This window comes from Paenibacillus alvei DSM 29 (assembly GCF_000293805.1).
In the GTDB taxonomy this organism is placed as follows: domain Bacteria; phylum Bacillota; class Bacilli; order Paenibacillales; family Paenibacillaceae; genus Paenibacillus_B; species Paenibacillus_B alvei.
The window spans coordinates 101,848-121,822 of sequence record NZ_AMBZ01000010.1 but is presented as its reverse complement, the minus strand read 5'-3'; the positions used below and the strand labels follow the sequence as shown (position 1 = coordinate 121,822).

The window sequence follows — 19,975 nt, the reverse complement described above, 5'->3', positions numbered from 1 at the left end:
GGTGGATATACAGGCTTGCGGGTGCACGATCCAAAATCAGGTTTCATGCACGGTCTAATGACTAATGGCATGTAATTCTGAGTTGTGAATATGTTGTTGACCTGCTCTAGCAAGCGTCAATCCAAGTCCTGAACGTGGGGTGGAACAGATGAATGAGGTGTGGATAGCGGGTGCAGCGCGCACCCCGATTGGATCGTTTCAAGGGAGTTATCGAGAGGTTACCGCAGTGGAATTGGGAACCATTGCGATTCAAGAAGCTTGCAGTCGCGCTGGCGTAGCGGGGGAACAGGTGGATCAAGTGTGGATGGGACAGGTGCTGCAATCTGGCGTTGGGCAGAATGGAGCACGTCAAGCTGCGTTGCAGGCAGGTATCCCGATTCATGCGCCTGCCGCAGGGGTGAACCTTGTCTGCGGCTCCGGCTTACAGACAGTCATGCTCGGCGTGCAGAATATCCGGACAGGAGATGCGGACATCGTTGTAGCCGGCGGCATGGAAAATATGACGCAGTCCCCTTACATTCTGAAGCAAGCGCGACAGGGATATAAGTATGGGCATGGCGAGCTATTGGATACCGTGCTGCATGATGGGCTGACCTGTGCTTTCTTAAAGCAGCCGATGGGCGTTACAGCGGAGCGGCTTGCTGAGCGCTATCAGATTACGCGCGACATGCAGGATGACTATGCGCTGCGCAGCCAACAGCGTGCAGAAGCTGCAATGCGTGCAGGGAAATTCGAGGCGGAACTGGTTCATGTTCGTGTGCCTGAACGCAAGGGAACGTACCGGATAGTGGATATAGATGAACACCCTCGCAATGGGCTGACACTTGAGGCGTTAAGTAAGCTGAAGCCCGCATTCATCGCGAATGGAACAGTTACGGCAGGCAATTCATCAGGTATCAATGATGGGGCCGCGGCAGTTGTATTGTGCAGCTCAGAAGCAGGTGTGAAGCGGAACCTGTCCCCGCTTGCTATTGTTCGCGGCTACGCGGCAGTTGGCGTGGAGCCGGAATGGATGGGGTTGGGGCCTGTCTCGGCTCTGAAAAAGGCAGTTGCGAAGGCGGGACTTCGCATGCAGGACATTGAACTGTTCGAGATTAACGAGGCTTTTGCATCACAGGTGCTGGCTGTTGCCGAGGAACTGAGCATTGATACAGAGAACCTCAATGTGAACGGCGGGGCGATTGCTCTCGGCCATCCGATCGGCGCCAGTGGAACAAGAGTGCTCGTGAGCCTGCTTCATGAGATGGAACGGAGAAATGTGAAATACGGCGCGGCTGCGCTCTGCGTAGGAGGCGGTCATGGTGTCGCAGTCATCGTCGAACGGGGCTGAACATGAACGTCAAGTTCTCGGGCGATTCCTTGAACAAGGAGACAGCGCCGCATACTGGTTCGAGCATCGATGTGAGAAGACGCCGAATAAAATCGCAGTTGTAGATGTTCATACGGGGGAGCGGTGCACGTATCGGGAGCTTGCCCTTCGCGCAAGGCGGCTGGCTCTTGTCCTTCAGCATCATGGTGTCGGTGCAGAAGATCGCGTCGCTGTGCTGCTGCTGAATCAAGTGGAAATGGTGGATGCACTGCTTGCCTGCCGGCTGCTTGGATCGATTGCCGTTCCGATGAACTGGAGGCTTGCCGAATCAGAGCTTAATGAAATTGTACGCGATTGCTCTCCCAAGGTGCTGCTCTATGACGGAACTGATCCTTCGCTTGCTGTCATTTCTGAAGCTATTCAGGGGGATACAATTGAACGTTTGGATGTATCGATTCCGTTGTATGCACAGTCCGACGTTAGTTACGAGCAGCGTGTAAATGCAGGGGACAAGACTATGGATGAAGCTGCGGCAGAGATTGCCGTCGGAGTCTCAACAGTTGAGCATGTACAGCCTGGCGAGGCAATTGCGCAGGCCGCGATCCTCCTTGCCGATCCGTGGCTCATGATCTATACCGGAGGGACAACGGGGAAGCCAAAGGGGGTTGTCCTCTCACATGGCTCTGTATTTTGGAATGCGGCGAATACCGTGATCAGCTGGCAATTGAACGAATTGGACGTCACGGCAACCATCCTGCCCATGTTCCATACAGGAGGGATTAATGCGCTGACTCTCCCTATGCTTATGGCTGGGGGGACGGTTGTGCTTGTACGAAGCTTTCAAGCGAATGATATGGTTCGGCTCCTCCGAGAAGAGCGCTGTACGATCGTGTTGATGGTACCGACGATGTATCATCTACTTGTCCAATGCGACTCTTTTCAAAATGAGACGTTCCCGAATATGCGCACCTTCCTTTCTGGCGGAGCTCCATGTCCGCTCCCGGTGTATGAAGCATTCCATGCCAGAGGGTTGCCCTTCAAAGAAGGATATGGCGCGACAGAAACTGGCCCGAACAATTTCGTCATAGAACCGGGAGCAGCGCGGGCAAAGCCGGGATCGGTCGGAATGCCGATGCTGCTTGGAGAAGCCCGAATTATAGACAATGGCGGCTATGTGCTGGAAAAGGGGCAAGTGGGTGAGCTTGCACTCCGGGGTGGTCACTTGTTCTCTCATTACTGGAACAATCCCCAAGCTACAGAGGCAGCGATGCGGGATGGCTGGTTCTTGACTGGGGATCTGGCCCGAAGGGATGAGGAAGGCTATTACTATATTGTGGGCAGAAAGAAAGACATGATTATTACTGGAGGCGAGAATGTGTATCCGCTTGAAGTAGAACAGATTCTCGAAAGTCACCCGAAGGTGCTGGAGGCTGCGGTGCTTGGGATCGCAGATCCGAAATGGGGCGAGGTTGTCGTGGCTGCGGTCGGTACGGGAGAAGCTGCGCAATTGACGGAGGAAGAGCTCAAGCAATTCTGTCTAGCGAGAATTGGAAAATATAAGGTGCCTAAGCGATTCGTTCTCGCGGAAGAGCTCCCGAAGACGGTGGTTGGCAAGCTTGACAAAAAGGAAATGAAGGTATGGTTTGGCGGTTGACCGAGGTCAGCCGCTCATTTTTTTGTAAAAATGCTTGAAGCGAATGCAACTATGATACAATAGTCAGGACAACATTGGAAAATGGAGGAATTGGAGGTTCTGCATGAAAGAAGGCCGCGTGCTGAAAATGAAATTAATGCCGCCCCCTCTGAAGAAGCAGCTGCTCCATCGTCCTCGCCTTGCCAAGGTATTATCCCGCATCATGGACTTCCCGCTTACAATATTGACCTCTGGCCCGGGATTCGGCAAGACGACGGCGCTCTCTGCCTATCTGCGCTCCTCGGACATGACGTATGCATGGTACGGAGCATCTCCTCAAGATAACGACTTCATCCCATTTGTTTCCCATATCATTTATACGTTGCGGCAGTCGGTTTCTGAATTTGGGGAATCGCTGCTTGCTGAGCTGCATAGCGGCGGAAATCGGAACAGCAGTGAGGACATCATTGCATTGGCGGATATTTTTTGAATGAATTGGTATCGCTTACAAAGAAAACGGTGCTTATCATTGATGATTACCACCTTGTCGAGCCGAATACAAGCGTTGACGAGTGGATGCAGTATGTCGTGTCCTATTTGCCGGATTGCGACAAGCTGGGCATTGTCATCTCTTCACGCGCTAGACCGCAGTGGGATGGCCTTGCAGCACTGCGCATCCGAGGTCATGTGCTGGAAATCGGCAAGGAACAGCTTGCATTCAATGAAGAAGAAATTGATGTACTCTATAGTGATTATTATGGATACCCGCTTACTAAGCGGCAGCTTGAGCGGATATATAGACAGACGGAGGGTTGGATTATTGCAGTGCAGCTCATATGGCAGCGGCAGTTGTCTTCCAATGGCTCGCTGGAAGAGCTTCTGCGGGCGCCAAGAGATACGATGGAGGAGTTGTTCCAATTCCTTGCCTTGGAGCTGTTCCAAAAGCAATCCTTATCGATGCGCGCCTTCATGCTGGAGACGAGCATCTTTGACGAGCTTACAGGCGAGTGGTGTGATGCTGTATGCGGAAGAAGCGGGTCGCACGCGCTGCTGTCCGATCTATGCGGAGGCGGCTTCCTGACGGCAGTCGACGACAAACAATTTCGCTACCATGCATTGTTCCGTGAATTCCTGCTGGATCAACTCAGAAGACAGCAAGACCGATACGTATCACTGGCGAAGCAGGCGATCCACATTTTCGCGTCGCACAGCCGCTATGATTTGGCGATGGCGCAGGCAATGGTGCTACAGGATGCCGAGGAGACGGCGCTTCTGCTGCAGGATGGGGGCGAAGAGCTGATTCAGGGAGGTCATTTGGAATTTGTCCATGCATCCCTGCTGACGATTCCAGAGCGTACGATGCGCAGGCATCCTTATTTGCATGTGCTCCATGGGGACATCCTGCGTTACCGCTGCCAGTATGAGGAGGCCTCTGTCCAATATCGCATAGCGGAGTATGAGGCGGATAGTGCCGGGAATCGTATCGTTCAGATGATGGCGCTTGAAGGGCAGGCTCTCTTGTTCTTGGATACGATTCAGCCTGGCAAGGCAGAGCCGCTGCTGGAGCGAGCCATTGCACTTGCAGAGTCGCTTTATGGAGGGCGTGCTGCGCAAATAAATGGAATTGAAAGTGTTCACTTGCGAGCTTCTATCCATGAAGCAGGCAGGAAAGTGCGAACCGGGGAGTGTGAGCGTTTAGGTCGTTTATATACACTGATGGCTGAAAATATGCTTAATGCGGGCAGAGGTACGGAGGCGCAGCTCTGGTATGACCGTGCCATTCATATTCACACAGAGGGAAGGGACTGGCTGCTGGAGGCAAGGCTGTTCCTGCGTACAGGCAGGCTGCATAAGGCGAAGGCGAGGCTGATGCAGGCCCAGGCGATGGAGCAGGAGCAGGGCTCGCTGTTCCGTGGTCTAAGCTACCATTCGAAGACGCTGTCCCGCTCACATCGTGAGATCGACCTGCTGTTGTCGCTGATTAGCAGTATATGCGGCGAGCCGATTGCGGCGAAGCAGACTGCGGAAGCGGGGATGATGCAGGGCATTCGTCTCAAGGCGCCCTTCGTTGAAGCCTGCGGGTGGATGCGAATGGGGCATGCTGCACAATTGACCGGCAAGTATGATGCAAAAGTGGCTGCAGACTGCTACCAAGCGGCATTGTCCATTATGGAACGACTTGATGTAAAGCGCGGCAGTGCAGAACCGTACATGGGGCTGTGTCTGTTGTTCGGCCGGGCCCGTTCCGCCGATACGGCACTGCGGTACGGACATCACGCGTGGGAAAAGACACAATATGCCAACGATGGCTGGCTTACTTCGCTCATTCGGCTAAGCATGGGCATGGGACTGTTCAATGCGAATCGGTATGCAGAGGCAGAGGATGTATTCCGTGAGTGCAGCGAGCGCTTCCTTGCTTGCGGGGATGGATTCGGCAGTGCCGCCGTAGAGATGTGGCTGGCCTTATGTGCGTATCGGACAGGGCAGAACAGTAAGTTTGCGGTCGCAATGGAGCGCTTTTTGGCACGGACGGAGCGAGAAGGCTACGCTTTTCTTATTACGCGTCGTACTTTGTTCGGGCCTAGTGACACGCAGCAGCTTATACCACTGCTCATTGAGGCGGTTCGGCTTGATATAGGCCGCTCCTATGCATCTATGCTGCTGACAGAACTGGGATTGGATCAGCTTACGTACCATCCTGGATATACACTGTATATCCACACGCTTGGCAACTTCGCGGTTCAGCTTGGCGATATTGAATTATCCGACAAGGACTGGCAGCGAGGGAAAGCAAAGGAGTTGTTCCAGCTTCTTGTGACTAGACGTAATCGCCCGCTGACGAAGGAGGAATTATTGGAGTCGTTATTCCCCCAAGCGGAAGAGAAGGCGGCCAATCGGGACTTCAAGGTAGCGCTTAATGCATTGAATACCGCCTTGGAGCCGCATCGTCGCGTTCGTTCAACCCCGTATTACATCATTAGGCGAGGAACGACCTACCAACTGAATCCGAACGCAGGGTGGATAATGGATGCGACTCGTTTCGAGCAATTAATCGAGCAAGGACTTGAAGCGGATGAAGCAGAGCAGGCGATTGGACTGCTCGAAGAAGGGCTCCTTCTCTATGAAGGAGACTATATGCCTGAACGGCGATATGAGGATTGGTGCATCGAGGAGCGAGAACGGCTTCAGGTGCTGTTCATGCGCGGGGCAGAAAGATTGTCCTGCCATTATGCTGCCATGCACACGTTCGACAAGGCCATCCGATGGGCAGAGTCGATGGTAGGTAAGGATCGCTGCTGGGAAGAGGCATATCGGATTTTGATAGCTTGCTATTTGCAGATGAACAATCGCAATCAAGCTTTGCGCTGGTATCAGAAGTGCCGCAAGGCGCTGGAAGAAGAACTTGGCATTGAGCCGATGAAGGATATCCAAGCGCTTATTCTGGAAATATCGGGCGGGCTTCCCTATGAATAAGAGGGTACTGCTGCTGAATACTGCTTGTTTTACATGACTAGATAAAGCGAACAGCAAATGTGCAGCGAATGGTTACCCGATGCAACTCATTTGCAACTATACCCTCTTATGATGAATGAAAATGACTCGTAAGGGGGTTTTTTGGTGTGTCTATGAAACAACTATTCAATCGTGAAACAGGCAACCATAAGCAACAATCGCAGCGCATTCATGGCAAGCAGCCAGCGGTTCGCATTCAGATGACAAGACTACTGCTGCTCAGTTTTATGTCTTTTCTCCTGCTGTTGACGGCTGCATGCGGAAGCAGCGGCAGTGAGGCAGGCGGGAAGACTGTGAAGCAGGAGAGCAATGAAGCAGCTTCGTCCGAAAATAAGAACAATCAAGGGGGAAAGAAGAAATCGGATGGGGACAAGACTCCGATTAAGATCGGCGTGCTTGCGTCGATGTCGGGAGCGCTGGAGAGCTACGGTAAGCAGACCGTGCGCGGATTCGAGTTGGGCATCGACTACGCAACACAGGGAACGAAGACGGTCGATGGACGATCCATCGAATTTATTGTGGAAGATACTGAAACGAAGCCGGATGTGGCAGTGAAAAAGGCCACCAAGCTGCTAGAAACGGATAAGGTGGATTTCCTTGTCGGATCATCCAGTTCAGGAGATACGCTCGCGGTTCTGCCGCTTGCTGAGGAATATGAGAAGGTCATGATCGTAGAACCTGCTGTTGCAGACAGCATCACAGGCGAGATGTGGAACAAATATATATTCCGCACAGCTCGCAATTCCTCGCAGGATGCGATCGCAGGCGCTGCAGCAATTGCGAAACAGGGCGTTAAAATTGCAACATTTGCACCTGACGGAGCGTTCGGCCGAGATGGAATAAAGGCGTTTAAGGAAGCTGCGATTAAGCTTGGCGCGGAAATTGTAGAAGAGCAATACGCTGATGCAACAGCTACGGATTTTACAGCGAACATCCAGAAGATTGTTAGTGCGAAGCCGGATTATTTGTTCGTCGTATGGGCCGGAGCGAATACCCCGTGGAAGCAGATCAAGGACATGAAAGTTACTGAGCAAGGCATTAAGCTGTCAACCGGTGCTCCAGATATTGCGGCTCTGAAAACGATGCATGAGCTGGAGGGTATGGAAGGCTTCTCGGTGTATTATCATTCCCTGCCTAACAATGAGGTGAACAAATGGCTTGTATCAGAGCATACGAAGCGATTTAATGGCGAATTGCCTGATCTGTTCACGCCTGGCGGCATGTCTGCGGCGATCGCAATCGTGGAAGCAGTTAAGAAGACAGACGGAGATACTTCGGCCGACAAGCTGATCGCAGCGATGGAGGGAATGACATTTGATGCGCCTAAGGGCAAAATGACATTCCGTGCGGAAGATCATCAAGCGCTGCAGACACTGTACGCAGTAAAGCTGGAGATGAAGGACGGAACCGATTATCCGGCTCCTGTGCTTATCCGTGAATTATTACCGGAAGAGACGGCACCGCCGATTCACAACAAACGTTAACAAGGAGGTCGGGACATGAGCGGAGCGGAGAACAAGCGCCATACAGCCGATTCGCTGCTTGAAAAAGGGACGAATAGAGCTGGCGGCTCCCATTCGTCCCCGGCTGCAGATACGATTTTGGCAACGACAGGACTGACGATTGCGTTTGGCGGGCATATCGCTGTGCAGGAAGTAGATTTAACGGTCGAGCGCAATCGTTTTAAGTCCATTATAGGACCGAATGGGGCAGGCAAGACGACGTTATTTAATTTGTTAAGCGGGGAACTGCGGGCAACGTCAGGTCAAGTTCGATTCGAGGGGCGCGATGTTACGTCGCTGCCCCCGTTTGAACGGACGAGACTGGGGATGGGCCGTTCTTTTCAGATTACGAATGTATTTCCCAATTTGACGGTTATGGAAAATGTCCGGCTGGCTGTCCAATCCAGACATGGCGTACGGATGAATTGGTATCGGTCGCTTCGAGCATACCGACAGTTCGAGGAAGAAGCACAGCATTGGCTGGATATGGTGCTGCTCGGGAGAAGGGGCGGCTCCACGGCGAAGCATTTGGCGCATGGAGAGAAGCGCAAGCTCGAGCTTGCGATGCTTCTGGCGCTTCAACCCTCTATTCTGCTGTTGGATGAGCCTACGGCTGGCATATCGGTAGAAGAGGTGCCCGCGATTATGGAGGTTATCCGTCGTGTTAAGGATGCCAAGGATCGCACGATACTGCTGATCGAGCACAAGATGGACATGGTGCTTGATCTGTCGGATTCAATCGCCGTTCTGTTCAATGGCAAGCTGCTTGCAGACGGGCATCCGGATGAGATTATGAACAATGAATTGGTACAGTCGGCTTACTTGGGAGGGTTGTATGATGACGCTGCTGCAGGTGAATGAAATTGAAACGTATATTGGACAGTTTCACATTTTGCAAGGAGTGACCTTTCAAGTGCAAGCTGGCGATATTACGGTTCTGCTTGGCCGCAACGGAGCAGGCAAAACGACTACTCTTCGCTCTATTATGGGATTGAATCCGGCATCGCGAGGAGAGATTCATTATAAGGGCGAGCGTGTAGATCGGCTTCCGACACATCTAATTGCCCGCAAAGGGATTGGCTACGTTCCCGAAGATCAGGGAATATTCGCCGATTTGACCGTGGGAGAGACGATGCGAATTGCATTGCGGGGAAGCAGCGATCAGGCTGCTGCGCGGCTCGAATGGACATTGGAACTATTCCCGGATCTTCGGCGTTTCTGGAACCGCAAGAGCGGACTGTTGAGCGGGGGACAGAAGCAGATGCTGGCCATCTCGCGCGCCTATGTGAACGACAATGAATTGCTCCTCATTGATGAGCCCAGCAAAGGGCTTGCCCCTATTATGGTGGAGAAGCTCATGGAAGCCATCAAGCAGATGAAGGCGAAGACGACTGTGCTTCTAGTCGAGCAAAATTTCCTGATGGCGAGCCGAATTGGCAGTGCGTATTACATGATGGATGAAGGACGGATCGTGAAGGCGGGCACGATGGATGACCTGCGGCACGATGAGGAGACGCGACGGAAGTATTTGGGCATCGCATAACCGATCGCTAGAGAGGAGGGAGTATGTATTGAACGGGTTCATCAATCTGATTGTCAATGGGCTAGCGACCGGAATGCTCGTCTTCCTGCTTGCGTCGGGATTGACATTAATATTTGGACTTATGAGCGTGCTCAATTTTGCACATGGAGGCTTGTTTGCATGGGGGGCCTATACGGGAGTGTGGCTGTACGCCGCTACAGGATCATTCGTCCTAGCGATTGTGGGAGCGATACTAGCTGGCATGCTGCTAGGCTTCCTGATGGAGCGCATTGTCATCCGTCCTGTGTACGGCAATCATGTGCAGCAGATTCTGGTCACGTTAGGCGTCATGCTTGTGTTGAGCGAGCTGCTTAAGGTCGTGTTTGGACCGAATCCGCTTAAGGCAGACGCTCCGCCCCTACTCAGTGGAAGCTGGGAAGTCCAAGGGATCATTTTCATCAAATACCGACTTTTTATCATTGTTGTAGGCGCGCTTGTCTATGGTGGACTTCTATTTATATTAAAACGTACGAAGATAGGTCTAATTGTTCGTGCAGGCGTCATGAATCCGGAAATGGTTCAAGCACTCGGCATTCCAATTCGGCGCGTATTCACGCTTGTATTTATGGTTGGGGCTGGTTTAGCCGCCCTGGGAGGGGTGCTGCTCGCTCCTTATTCAGGCGTGATATTTGCCGAGATGGGCATGCAATTTGCGATTCTCGCCTTCATCGTCGTGGTCATTGGCGGTATGGGAAGCATTCAAGGCTCTGCACTTGCGGCGCTGCTGGTCGGGTTGTCTGGGGCATTTATGGCTTATTATGTACCGGATCTGTCACTTGCGGGCAATATGCTGTTAATGGTAATTGTCCTGCTCATTAAGCCGTCAGGCTTGTTCGGGGCGAAGGGGGGAACGTAATGAGAAGCACCAATATCGGAACGAGATGGTTCCTTCTGCTCGTTGTCGTACTTGCCGTTCTGCCATGGATCAATGATTCTCGCAGCTTTCTCATTATGATGACGCAAATTTGCATATTTGCGGTTTTTGCGATGAGCTACGATATTTTACTAGGCTACACAGGGATTGTCTCATTCGGTCATTGTATGTTCTTCGGGATTGGCGCTTATTCGAGCGGTATCATGCTGGATCGTATGGGAGCCAACATCGGAGTATTGCTGCTTTCGATTGCTGCAGGTGTAGTCCTATCGGCGCTGCTCAGTTATATAGTAGGAATGCTCTCTCTACGTTTGAAAAACCACTTTTATGCGATGCTTACGTTGGCTTTTTCGGGCTTGCTGCTTGTTCTGGCGGAGAAGTGGCGGACTCTGACGCGAGGAAATGACGGCTTCACATTTCCAATACCAGCGGAGCTGAAGGATCGGACGGTGCTTTATATGGTATCGCTGGTGGTGATGGTCGTCATTTACATGCTGCTCCGCAGATTTACACAATCACCGGTCGGGCGAGTATTGGTTGCGATTCGTGAAAATGAACAGCGAACCGCCTCACTCGGCTATGAGATTATTCACTACAAGGTGTTTGCGAGTGTAGTCGCAGGTATTGTGGCCAGCATTAGCGGCTCGATGTATGTGCTGACATTGCGATTCGTAAATACGACAGTATTTGCGATGGATATGACCTTGAATGCACTGCTGATGACGATTATCGGCGGGGTAGGCACATTATTCGGAGCGATTATTGGCTCCGCAATTATTGAATGGGCGCATCATGGTTTAACCGAGTTGGCCAAGTTTCATCCCATATTCGAGAGATGGATCATTTTCTTTGGCCTTCTCTATATTGTTGTGGTGCTCATCTTCCCAGCCGGTATTACAGGCACGCTCCGCTTATGGTGGATGAAGCGAAAGGGAAGGAGAGTCTCATCGTCTCATACAGAGACAGCAGCTGAGTATGGGAAGGAGGGGACAGGGTGACTTCTCATAATCGAAATGGAGCATCTGCTGGACATTCCAACGAGAATATGCATCTAGAGCCTCACGATGGAAGCAGCCTCCATTGTTGCAGCCGCTTGCTAGAGGATACATCGACCGTCGGTTCTTTTGTCGTCCGCTGCCGGGTACGGCAGGATGCGGATGGGGCAGGCGACTGGCGCATCCGGATTACTTATGTGCAAGGCCAGGAAGAGCAGACCGTTGCTTCATGGGAGGAAGCGGTAGGCTTTATGCAACTGATGATGAAGCGGGGGAACGAAGCGCATGAACGAGAATGAAATGAAGGAAAGCGAAATGAATGAACAGTCGATCATCCGACTGTTGTCTGTAGGGACTTACATCCCTGAGCAGAAAATGACCAGTGGCGACATCGCGGAAGCATCAGGCATCCCGCAGCATATTGTGGAGTCGAAGCTGGGAATTAGGCAGAAGCCTGTTCCAGGGCCTGATGACCATCCCTGTGCAATGGGGGTGGCAGCAGCGAAGGAAGCGATACGACGTGCCCATATCGCACCTGAGGATATTGATCTCATTATTTATATCGGTGAAGAATATAAGGAATACCCAGTATGGACGGCAGCCCTTCATCTGCAGCATGAGATTGGAGCTGTCAAGGCGTGGGGCTTCGATATGGGCTCACGATGCTGTACGGCAATTATGGCTGTTCAGACAGCGAAGTCGATGATGCTGGGAGATTCCCGCATTCGGACTGTGCTGCTTGCAGGCGGTTATCGCAATGGCGACCTGATTGACTTAACGGATCCGAACACACGCTTTATGGCGAATCTAGGTGCGGGCGGCGGGGCGATGCTGCTGCAGCGGGGGGCGGGGTCTTCGTATCCTGAGGTGTTGGATTCGGCAATGATTACGGACGGATCATTTGCGAAGGATGTCATTATTCAAGCCGGAGGAACGAAGCAGCCATTGACGGCAGAGCTTCTGGCTCAAGGGCAGGCTTGTTTCCGTGTACCTGATCCAGAGCAAATGAAATCTCGGCTTGATGCGGTATCGATGCAGCGGTTCACCCAAGTGGTGGAGCAGGCGATTCAGGGAAGCGGATACCTGATCTCGGATATTGATTTCATCGGCTTGCTTCATATGAAGCGATCCGCGCATGAATTCGTGCTGCGTTTCCTGGGGATTCCCGAAGACCGTTCCGTTTATTTAGAGGACTATGGACATATCGGTCAATTCGATCCGATAGTATGTATTGAATTAGGCGTAAACCGCAAGTTGATTCAACCAGGCAGCATTGTTGTACTGGCAGCTGCGGGCATCGGCTATGCATGGGGGGCACTTACTTTACGATGGGGGGATCGAGCATCATGAAGGTTCAATTGAAATCTGTTGAATTGCCGAATGGGGAAACGCTCGGATACCGTGAACGAGACGGTGGCGATGAAGTTGTCGTGCTGATTCATGGCAATATGAATTCTTCCTGCCACTGGGACGTTGTGCTGGAACAGATGGATCCGGGATATAAGCTATATGCAGTCGACCTCCGTGGATTTGGGATTTCCACCTATCATACACCGATTGAATCCCTGTCTGATTTCGCAGCAGATGTGAAGCAATGGGCTGATATGCTCGGTTTAACTCGTTTTGCTCTTGTCGGCTGGTCGACTGGCGGCGGGGTGGCAATGGAATATGCCGCCGCTTATCCAGAAGATATATCACGGCTGGTGCTGCTGGCAAGTGTCTCGACGCGCGGTTATCCATTCTATGAGGATGGAGCGAACGGCTTGCCTGATGTTACACGTCGTATTACGACGATAGAGGGCATTCGATCACTGACTCGCAATAAACTTATTCAATCTGCGAATATGCGCCGGGATCGCCAGTTTATGAAGCAGCTGTATGAGGCTGTCATCTATGATCGCAATCAGCCGGATGAGACGCGATACGAAACCTATTTAGACGATATTTTGACGCAGCGCAATCTGATGGACGTGTATCATGCTCTGAACACCTTTAACGTAAGCGTATTCGATCACGAGGCATCAGCGGGAAGCGGGGCAGTGAAGCGAATAAAAGTCCCTGTCTTAGTTCTGCGGGGCGTGCATGATTTCGTCATTACTGAGGCGATGACGAAAGAGACGCTGGCCGATTTGGGAGACATAGCGGAGTTCATTTCCTTATCGGGATGTGGACATTCTCCGTTAGTTGATGATTCTGCACAGCTGTTGCATGAGATGGAGTCTTTCTTGACATCAACATCAGATGCAGCACCGGAAGCTTCAACTGCCCCAGCTGCCTCAGTTGGCCATTCAGAATGAAGGGAGAGAGGAGATTAATCATGAAGCTTACAGGGAAAACGGCAATTATTACAGGCGGCGCAAATGGGATTGGACTTGCGGCGACCCGCTTATTTCTTGAGGAAGAGGCGAATGTTGTCATCGCTGATTTCAATGAGGCGGCAGGACAGCAAGTGATTGAAGGACTGGCGAGCGAACAGCGTGATCGCTCATTATTCGTAAAGACCAATGTAGCTGATGAGGAAAGTGTGCGGCAGCTGATGGAGCAGGCGGTTGCGCAGTTTGGCGGTATCGATATATTGATTAACAATGCCGGAATCACGCGTGATGCGATGCTGTTGAAAATGACTCCCGAGCAATGGCAGGATGTAATTAATGTGAATTTGAACGGAGTATTCTTATGCACCCGGCACGCCGCCCCTTATATGGCTGCACAAGGCAAGGGCAAAATTATTAACACCTCATCAATCGTTGGCGTTCAAGGCAATATTGGGCAGACCAACTATGCAGCAACGAAAGCAGGCGTTATTGGCATGACGCGTACATGGGCCCGCGAGCTAGGCTATAAAGGCATATGCGTCAATGCAGTTGCACCGGGCTTCATTGCTACAGAAATGGTGGCAAAAATGCCTGAAAAAATCATTGAAGGCATGCGCGATAAAGTGCCGCTGCGTCGTCTAGGACAGCCAGTTGATGTTGCACAGGCGTATCTGTTCCTGGCGTCAGATGCGGCTGATTATGTGAACGGAACGGTGCTGGAAGTGAACGGAGGGTTGTCCATTTGAATGGAGTAGACGCTCATCTCAGCTTGGCAGGTAATCGGATCGATCAAGGAGGCAATCAACAGCGCGCTTCACGTTGCGGGACACGTGTCATGAGTGCAGATGAAGCAGTGGCGCTCATTGCTGATCATGCAACAGTTGCGGTAGGCGGCTTTGCCGGATGCGCGAATCCTGAAGCGCTGACGTCAGCGCTCGAGCGCCGCTTCTTGAACGAGGCTGCACCAATTGGGCTTACGGTTGTCTATGCAGCAGGGCAAGGCGATGGTGCTGTGCGCGGTGCTAATCATCTTGCGCATGAAGGAATGGTGAAGCGGGTTATTGGAGGGCATTGGGGGCTCGCACCGCGTCTGGGTGCGCTTGCGCTCGATAACCGCATCGAAGCATACAATCTTCCGCAGGGTGTAATCGTGCATCTCTATCGCGATATTGCCGCAGGCCGGGCAGGAACGTTAACTCATGTCGGGCTTCATACCTTCGTTGACCCAAGGAATGGCGGAGGAAGATTGAATGCGAGGACGGAAGAGGAACTGGTAGAGGTGGTGCAGCTCGGGGGACAAGAGCAACTTTTTTATCGAGCCTTCCCGATTCATTGTGCATTCATACGCGGCACTTCGGCAGACGAGCGGGGCAATATTTCGATGGAGCGAGAGGCGGTAACATTGGAGATGCTGGCTCTTGCGCAAGCTGCACGGAATAGCGGAGGGATTGTGATTGCCCAAGTAGAGCGCGTAGTGCCAAAAGGAGCCCTCCATTCGAAGCAGGTAGTGGTCCCAGGCATGCTGATCGATGCTGTTGTCGTTGCTGCTCCAGAGGAACATGCGATGACGTTCGCTGAGGAATACAATCCTGCATATGCGGGCGATGCTGAACCCGAGTCATCCTCTGCGTATGTGACTCCGATGGCGCGAGACGAGCGTCTTGTTATTGCACGGCGTACCCTAATGGAAATCCCTCCGCACAGTGTTGTTAACCTTGGCATTGGACTCCCGGAGGGAGTCGGCTATGCAGCGCTTGAGTCCGGCCGGATGGATATGACGATGCTGCTTGAATCAGGACCTGTAGGGGGAATCCCCGCCAGAGGCTTGAGCTTCGGTGCATCAGCCTTTGCAGAAGCGGTTATCGATCAGCCGGCACAATTCGATTTCTTCGATGGGGGCGGTATTGATGTGGCCTGTTTGGGAATGGCAGAGGCGGACGGATGCGGGAATGTGAATGTCAGTCTGTATGGCGGCAAGCTGACCGGCTGCGGTGGCTTTATTAATATTAGTCAAAATGCGAAGCGGCTTGTCTTCTGCTCCACCTTTACCGCTGGCGGGCTTAAGGTGGAATTGGCTGATGGGGGGCTGCGTATTCTACAGGAAGGGCGATTCCGCAAGTTCGTCAAACAGGTTGAGCATCTTACATTTTGTGCAGATTATGCGGAACAACGCGGCATTGAAGTGCTGTATGTAACAGAACGAGCCGTGTTCCGCTTGCATGCGGGTGAATTGGAACTTATCGAGATCGCAAAGGGCATCTCGTTGGAAAAGGATCTCTTAGCCAACATGGACATTGTGCCTCGTATAAGCCCACAGCTAAAGTGGATGGAGGAGAGCTTGTTTCAACAGTGAAGTCTCACAAGCAAGTTGGCTATTATCTATAAAATGATATCTGGATTTGAAAAGGTCGAGTTAGGGGGACCATTTGTGCCCAAACTCGATCTTTTGCTCATAATTTACTGCCCTCAGCTCAGCTTTACCTTATAAAGCTTCCCGTTCTACTTCATATTTTTATATTTAGTTATAGTTCGATGTATGGGATAATCATCGCTTTTCAGGATTATTTCCCGGGAAAGCTCTTTTTCTCATTTAAGGATACGAACGGGTTGGTTTCTCACACTTTATTGAATTCTTTAACGATCCGTATAACGTATATTCTTTCAAACGTGCATTTGCGCGGTATGAAAGCATTAAACCGGATGAATACGTGGAATCAGCGGTATGAACAGAAAAGGACACTTTTGGGGAAGTGTCCTTTATTGCTCAAATCGAAAGGAAGCTGTTTCGTCAGCTCTTACCCGGATGAATGAAGCCAGCGAGCGATGCGGTCTCCCGCCACATCCGATCATGTGAGCTAGTCATATCAGCCTGCATAGGAGGCTGTATCGGTTGAAGATGCTGGTACATACGCTCATCTATGAACCAATCGCCCTCTTCAATTTGCCGGGCAGGTTCGTCCTTCCATACATCGATTAAGGTTGGGCTGTATGCGCGGTGTGAACGAGACAGTTCAGGCTTGTCAGATGGGGCAGTATGCTTGACAAAGCGATGTGGCCAATAATCTGCCCGTGATCCAGTATGCGGAACAGCTCTCATAAATCGAACAGCACCGTTATAAATATGAGGGGTGTGTAGCAATAGCGCATACAGCTTTTTGCCAAAGGTAATCCGTTCATCCAAGTCCGTAAAGTTTCCAAGATTTAACCCGACGAGCGAAACCGCCTCCTCTTCTCGCGGCGAAGGCACGCCGAGCGGGAAAATAACCTGATTCATTTGCATCCACCCATGCAGTTGAAAGTCCCATTCATTAAGTACGTGTGCGCGATATGTAGGGTTTTGTATCACTCTGCCTTCAATTACGTTCTGTTCGTTAATGATAAGTGCCGTCGTGAGCAGCGAACTTGTCTGCTGCACCCAAAAGCCATCCCAGAATGGGGTCATGAACGAAGATACGCCGAAGGCCGGGAGGAGGTGGAACAGGCTTTTCCCAGCACGGCGGCTCGCTGCATACAGGAGCAACTGTGGATATGCATCGTGAAAAATGAGCGCATTTGAGCGCTCCAGCACGCGATACGTCCATAGTCTATGGTTCGCATTCATTATGCGCGGCAGCCATTCGCCCTGCAGATCGGTCATGCTCCAGCCACCATTACGAGAGACCATATGTGCGAGCAAAGCCCAATGCAATTCGGGGTAGGATTGATAGATCCGTCCATAGGCTGCAGTACGAGAAATGTTGTTGCGGTTGGATGTACGCACGGAGTTTTGAATTTGCCGAATGAGTTTCCATTCTTCCGGTGAAAATTCTGCATCTCCTCGATCTCGGAAGACACTGACAGTTCCATGTTGGCGAATCTTCTCATTCAGCAGTCTGCTGGCCTGTTCTTCTGCTCGCTTGGCTGCTGCGCGATTCCAATCAAGGGATGGGCGCTCCCGCCAATGTACAACTTGTTGATATAGTTCATTCCAAGTTGAACGAACGACACTGTATGCCGTATCGAACGTGTGGCGCATAAGCTCTACCGCATGGCGCATCCGCTTGGAAAAGTTGGACAGCATCGATTGTTCCCCTCCATTTCGAGACGACGATACGTGACCGAATTCAATGATTTTCTTCATAGTATGCCCAAAAACAGGCGTAGACGTTCATGTGCGCAGTTTGACTTTTCTATTCTCCAAATGTTATAAGTTCAAGAAAGCAGGAAGTATTCGAAGTGCACCTGCTGAGAGTAGGAAATAGAAGTTCTATGTTTGATTTCGTGAATTAGTTGGGAGTGAAGCGTGTATGGAAAGAATAGAAACAGTTGAGCGTTTCAATGAGGTCATCTCGCAAGAGGAGCCGGTTGTAGCCGTATTTAAAACATCCTGGTGCCCAGATTGCCATTTTATCGATCCTTTCATGCCTGAAGTTGAGGCCAACTACGCAGGTAAGGTGACATTCGTTGAAATCGATTCCGAGAAGCTTCTTGATGTTGCACAGCAATATCATATTTTGGGTATCCCAAGCTTCGTAGCCTTTAAAGGCGGCAAGGAAACCATTCGCTTTGTGAACAAGCTGCGCAAGACTCGTACAGAAATCGAGCAGTTCGTTGATCGGGCAATAGCTGTATCTGCTGCAATATAACAAAATATCGTCAATAGTGCACATATAAGAACCGTCCCATCTTCATTGATTGGGACGGTTTTTCTTATCGTAAGAAGGCGGGTAATTCCGAAAAAATGAAACCGGTATCCGAGCTCATCAGCTATCTGTGTTCTTTGTGGAAAAACCTAGAGGCAGCTTTTCATAAGGAAGATGTAATATTTGTCACAATTTAGCCGTACATTCAGCTAGGAAATCTTGTATAATGGAGGACGATTGGAACTGTTTTCATAATTTGTAATGGTAAAAAATTGAACAACGGGTCAGGTGAAACTAGTGAACGGGAACATCTACCGTATATTGAAGCGGTTATCTTACGCGGTTTGCATCGGTATGTTTATCGTAGTGTTAAACGGAGCGCTTGTTACGAAGACAGGCTCCGGAAGTGGCTGCGGCACGGATTGGCCACTATGCAATGGCAAGTTTGTTCCGGCATATACGATCGAATCCATGATCGAATATTCTCACCGATCTGTGACAGGTGTTGTGGGATTGCTTGTTCTGGCCTTGTTCATTTACGTTATTCGCTATGCGAAGCATCATCGTGAGGCGCTGTGCTACTCTTCACTCACCTTGTTATTCACCGTTATCCAAGCAATTATGGGAGCGCTTGCGGTAGTCTATACTCAGTCTCCGCCTGTTATGGCGCTTCACTTCGGCTTCTCACTGCTGGCCTTCGCCTCTTCCTTTATGATGAGCGTAGTGGCACGGCGTTATGAACGAGGCAGTGGGGCGGTGTCGGCCGACAGCTTTATTCGTGCAGAGTTTCGATATGGAGTATGGTTTACTCTTCTGTATACCTACATCGTGATTTATGTGGGCGCATTTGTCAGACATACGGATTCTTCGGGGGCGTGTATGGGATGGCCGCTATGCAACGGCGAATGGATTCCGGAGCTGTCGGGGGAACGGGGATTGCTTTCATGCATCGTGTCGCCGCAGCATTATTGTTTGTCGTCATCGCGATTATGTCTCATTTTGCTTACCATAGTCACAAGGACAATCGAGAGATTCAACTGTGCGGCATATGGGCGCTTATTTTATGCGCAGCCCAAATTGCAAGCGGTGCAGTCGTGGCCAGCACGATCACGAACCCAGATTTATTCCTCTTTGCAAGCTTATTACATACGGTATTAATTTGCGGCTTGTTCAGTGTGTTGTGTTATATGAGTGTGCGTGTATGGCAATTGCGTCGTAAGCAGGAATGGACGAATGGCGGGGCTTCCGCTTCTGTAGGGAAATAGAAAAAGTACAAGTGAGTTAGTAGCTTGAATTGTGTGTATAAATTAAAGAAGCAGATCGCTTAATGGTGGACAATGCGGATTGTCAGCGAGGGATAAGCGAGCTGCTTCTTTTTCTCAGATACACATTCATTGAATTAAGCGCCTTCCTTCACTTGCTGAGTTTCATTGGAGTGCGCACCAAGCAATACGATGGATGCTGCTGCTTTTGCTGCTGCCAACCAGCGAACATTCCAAGGCTTGCTTACGACCGCTGTATTGTTGTTTTTCATGTCAATCTACCTCCTGTTAATTTTGCTTGTGATCCCTTTGATGTCCTCATTGTACATGCAATATCCCGCTCGTACCATGCAATCGGCTTACGGCTA

17 protein-coding genes and 1 pseudogene are annotated in these 19,975 nt (G+C 51.0%); 16 read left to right on the top strand and 2 right to left on the bottom strand.

Annotated elements, in window-relative coordinates; genetic code table 11:
• Positions 1 to 148 precede the first annotated feature (148 nt).
• The 14 genes from PAV_RS26210 (at position 149) to PAV_RS26150 (ending at position 16,076) form a co-directional block, all read left to right on the top strand.
• Positions 149 to 1,330, top strand: coding sequence for an acetyl-CoA C-acetyltransferase (locus PAV_RS26210; protein ID WP_005551118.1), 1,182 nt, complete (start codon positions 149 to 151; stop codon positions 1,328 to 1,330).
• The gene (locus PAV_RS26205; RefSeq protein WP_005551117.1) at positions 1,299 to 2,963 is read left to right on the top strand and encodes a class I adenylate-forming enzyme family protein; all 1,665 of its coding nucleotides are present in this window, start codon (positions 1,299 to 1,301) and stop codon (positions 2,961 to 2,963) included. The genes PAV_RS26210 and PAV_RS26205 overlap by 32 nt, the downstream gene beginning before the upstream one ends.
• Before the next feature lie 103 nt (positions 2,964 to 3,066).
• A complete protein-coding gene (locus tag PAV_RS36580) occupies positions 3,067 to 3,432 on the top strand; it encodes a hypothetical protein (RefSeq protein ID WP_005551116.1) in 366 nt (121 codons plus the stop codon).
• Positions 3,429 to 6,416: an AfsR/SARP family transcriptional regulator gene (locus tag PAV_RS26200; RefSeq protein ID WP_005551115.1), complete on the top strand. Its 2,988-nt coding sequence runs from the start codon at positions 3,429 to 3,431 to the stop codon at positions 6,414 to 6,416. The genes PAV_RS36580 and PAV_RS26200 overlap by 4 nt, the downstream gene beginning before the upstream one ends.
• Before the next feature lie 146 nt (positions 6,417 to 6,562).
• Entirely contained in the window at positions 6,563 to 7,939 is a 1,377-nt protein-coding gene (locus tag PAV_RS26195) for a substrate-binding domain-containing protein (RefSeq protein WP_005551114.1), read from the top strand.
• A gap of 15 nt (positions 7,940 to 7,954) precedes the next feature.
• Positions 7,955 to 8,818: an ABC transporter ATP-binding protein gene (locus tag PAV_RS26190; protein WP_005551112.1), complete on the top strand. Its 864-nt coding sequence runs from the start codon at positions 7,955 to 7,957 to the stop codon at positions 8,816 to 8,818.
• The gene (locus PAV_RS26185; RefSeq protein ID WP_040736929.1) at positions 8,796 to 9,500 is read left to right on the top strand and encodes an ABC transporter ATP-binding protein; all 705 of its coding nucleotides are present in this window, start codon (positions 8,796 to 8,798) and stop codon (positions 9,498 to 9,500) included. Before PAV_RS26190 ends, PAV_RS26185 begins: the two co-directional genes overlap by 23 nt.
• 28 nt (positions 9,501 to 9,528) lie before the next feature.
• Positions 9,529 to 10,395: a branched-chain amino acid ABC transporter permease gene (locus PAV_RS26180; protein WP_040736928.1), complete on the top strand. Its 867-nt coding sequence runs from the start codon at positions 9,529 to 9,531 to the stop codon at positions 10,393 to 10,395.
• The gene (locus tag PAV_RS26175; RefSeq protein WP_005551107.1) at positions 10,395 to 11,411 is read left to right on the top strand and encodes a branched-chain amino acid ABC transporter permease; all 1,017 of its coding nucleotides are present in this window, start codon (positions 10,395 to 10,397) and stop codon (positions 11,409 to 11,411) included. Before PAV_RS26180 ends, PAV_RS26175 begins: the two co-directional genes overlap by 1 nt.
• Positions 11,408 to 11,707, top strand: coding sequence for a hypothetical protein (locus PAV_RS26170; RefSeq protein ID WP_005551106.1), 300 nt, complete (start codon positions 11,408 to 11,410; stop codon positions 11,705 to 11,707). The genes PAV_RS26175 and PAV_RS26170 overlap by 4 nt, the downstream gene beginning before the upstream one ends.
• Positions 11,694 to 12,758: a 3-oxoacyl-ACP synthase gene (locus tag PAV_RS26165; RefSeq protein ID WP_005551105.1), complete on the top strand. Its 1,065-nt coding sequence runs from the start codon at positions 11,694 to 11,696 to the stop codon at positions 12,756 to 12,758. Before PAV_RS26170 ends, PAV_RS26165 begins: the two co-directional genes overlap by 14 nt.
• On the top strand, positions 12,755 to 13,705 hold the full coding sequence (gene phaZ / locus PAV_RS26160; protein WP_005551104.1) for an intracellular short-chain-length polyhydroxyalkanoate depolymerase: 951 nt from the start codon (positions 12,755 to 12,757) through the stop codon (positions 13,703 to 13,705). Before PAV_RS26165 ends, phaZ begins: the two co-directional genes overlap by 4 nt.
• A 20-nt stretch (positions 13,706 to 13,725) precedes the next feature.
• On the top strand, positions 13,726 to 14,469 hold the full coding sequence (gene fabG, locus PAV_RS26155) for a 3-oxoacyl-ACP reductase FabG (protein ID WP_005551103.1): 744 nt from the start codon (positions 13,726 to 13,728) through the stop codon (positions 14,467 to 14,469).
• Complete coding sequence (locus PAV_RS26150) at positions 14,466 to 16,076, top strand: acyl CoA:acetate/3-ketoacid CoA transferase (RefSeq protein ID WP_005551102.1); 1,611 nt, start codon at positions 14,466 to 14,468, stop codon at positions 16,074 to 16,076. The genes fabG and PAV_RS26150 overlap by 4 nt, the downstream gene beginning before the upstream one ends.
• A gap of 435 nt (positions 16,077 to 16,511) precedes the next feature.
• Here PAV_RS26150 and PAV_RS26145 read toward each other — a convergent pair whose 3' ends face one another.
• Positions 16,512 to 17,783: a DUF2515 family protein gene (locus tag PAV_RS26145; RefSeq protein WP_005551101.1), complete on the bottom strand. Its 1,272-nt coding sequence runs from the start codon at positions 17,781 to 17,783 to the stop codon at positions 16,512 to 16,514.
• 226 nt (positions 17,784 to 18,009) lie between these two features.
• On the opposite strand from PAV_RS26145, the gene PAV_RS26140 reads away from it, so the two are divergent.
• A complete protein-coding gene (locus PAV_RS26140) occupies positions 18,010 to 18,348 on the top strand; it encodes a thioredoxin family protein (protein WP_005551100.1) in 339 nt (112 codons plus the stop codon).
• Between the two features lie 351 nt (positions 18,349 to 18,699).
• A pseudogene (locus PAV_RS26135) lies at positions 18,700 to 19,610 on the top strand (COX15/CtaA family protein).
• A 134-nt stretch (positions 19,611 to 19,744) separates the two neighbouring features.
• On the opposite strand, the gene PAV_RS37055 reads toward PAV_RS26135, so the two are convergent.
• On the bottom strand, positions 19,745 to 19,879 hold the full coding sequence (locus PAV_RS37055; protein ID WP_005551097.1) for a hypothetical protein: 135 nt from the start codon (positions 19,877 to 19,879) through the stop codon (positions 19,745 to 19,747).
• Positions 19,880 to 19,975: the final 96 nt, after the last annotated feature.

What these genes read in the sequence shown, in the direction of transcription:
- PAV_RS26185 (WP_040736929.1), top strand. Translation starts at nt 8,796, where the DNA reads ATGACGCTGCTGCAGGTGAATGAAATTGAAACGTATATTGGACAGTTT.
- PAV_RS26165 (WP_005551105.1), top strand. Translation starts at nt 11,694, where the DNA reads ATGAACGAGAATGAAATGAAGGAAAGCGAAATGAATGAACAGTCGATC.
- PAV_RS26190 (WP_005551112.1), top strand. Translation starts at nt 7,955, where the DNA reads ATGAGCGGAGCGGAGAACAAGCGCCATACAGCCGATTCGCTGCTTGAA.
- PAV_RS37055 (WP_005551097.1), bottom strand. Translation starts at nt 19,879, where the DNA reads ATGAAAAACAACAATACAGCGGTCGTAAGCAAGCCTTGGAATGTTCGC.
- PAV_RS26210 (WP_005551118.1), top strand. Translation starts at nt 149, where the DNA reads ATGAATGAGGTGTGGATAGCGGGTGCAGCGCGCACCCCGATTGGATCG.
- PAV_RS26145 (WP_005551101.1), bottom strand. Translation starts at nt 17,783, where the DNA reads ATGCTGTCCAACTTTTCCAAGCGGATGCGCCATGCGGTAGAGCTTATG.
- PAV_RS26140 (WP_005551100.1), top strand. Translation starts at nt 18,010, where the DNA reads ATGGAAAGAATAGAAACAGTTGAGCGTTTCAATGAGGTCATCTCGCAA.
- PAV_RS26175 (WP_005551107.1), top strand. Translation starts at nt 10,395, where the DNA reads ATGAGAAGCACCAATATCGGAACGAGATGGTTCCTTCTGCTCGTTGTC.
- fabG (WP_005551103.1), top strand. Translation starts at nt 13,726, where the DNA reads ATGAAGCTTACAGGGAAAACGGCAATTATTACAGGCGGCGCAAATGGG.
- phaZ (WP_005551104.1), top strand. Translation starts at nt 12,755, where the DNA reads ATGAAGGTTCAATTGAAATCTGTTGAATTGCCGAATGGGGAAACGCTC.
- PAV_RS26205 (WP_005551117.1), top strand. Translation starts at nt 1,299, where the DNA reads ATGGTGTCGCAGTCATCGTCGAACGGGGCTGAACATGAACGTCAAGTT.
- PAV_RS36580 (WP_005551116.1), top strand. Translation starts at nt 3,067, where the DNA reads ATGAAAGAAGGCCGCGTGCTGAAAATGAAATTAATGCCGCCCCCTCTG.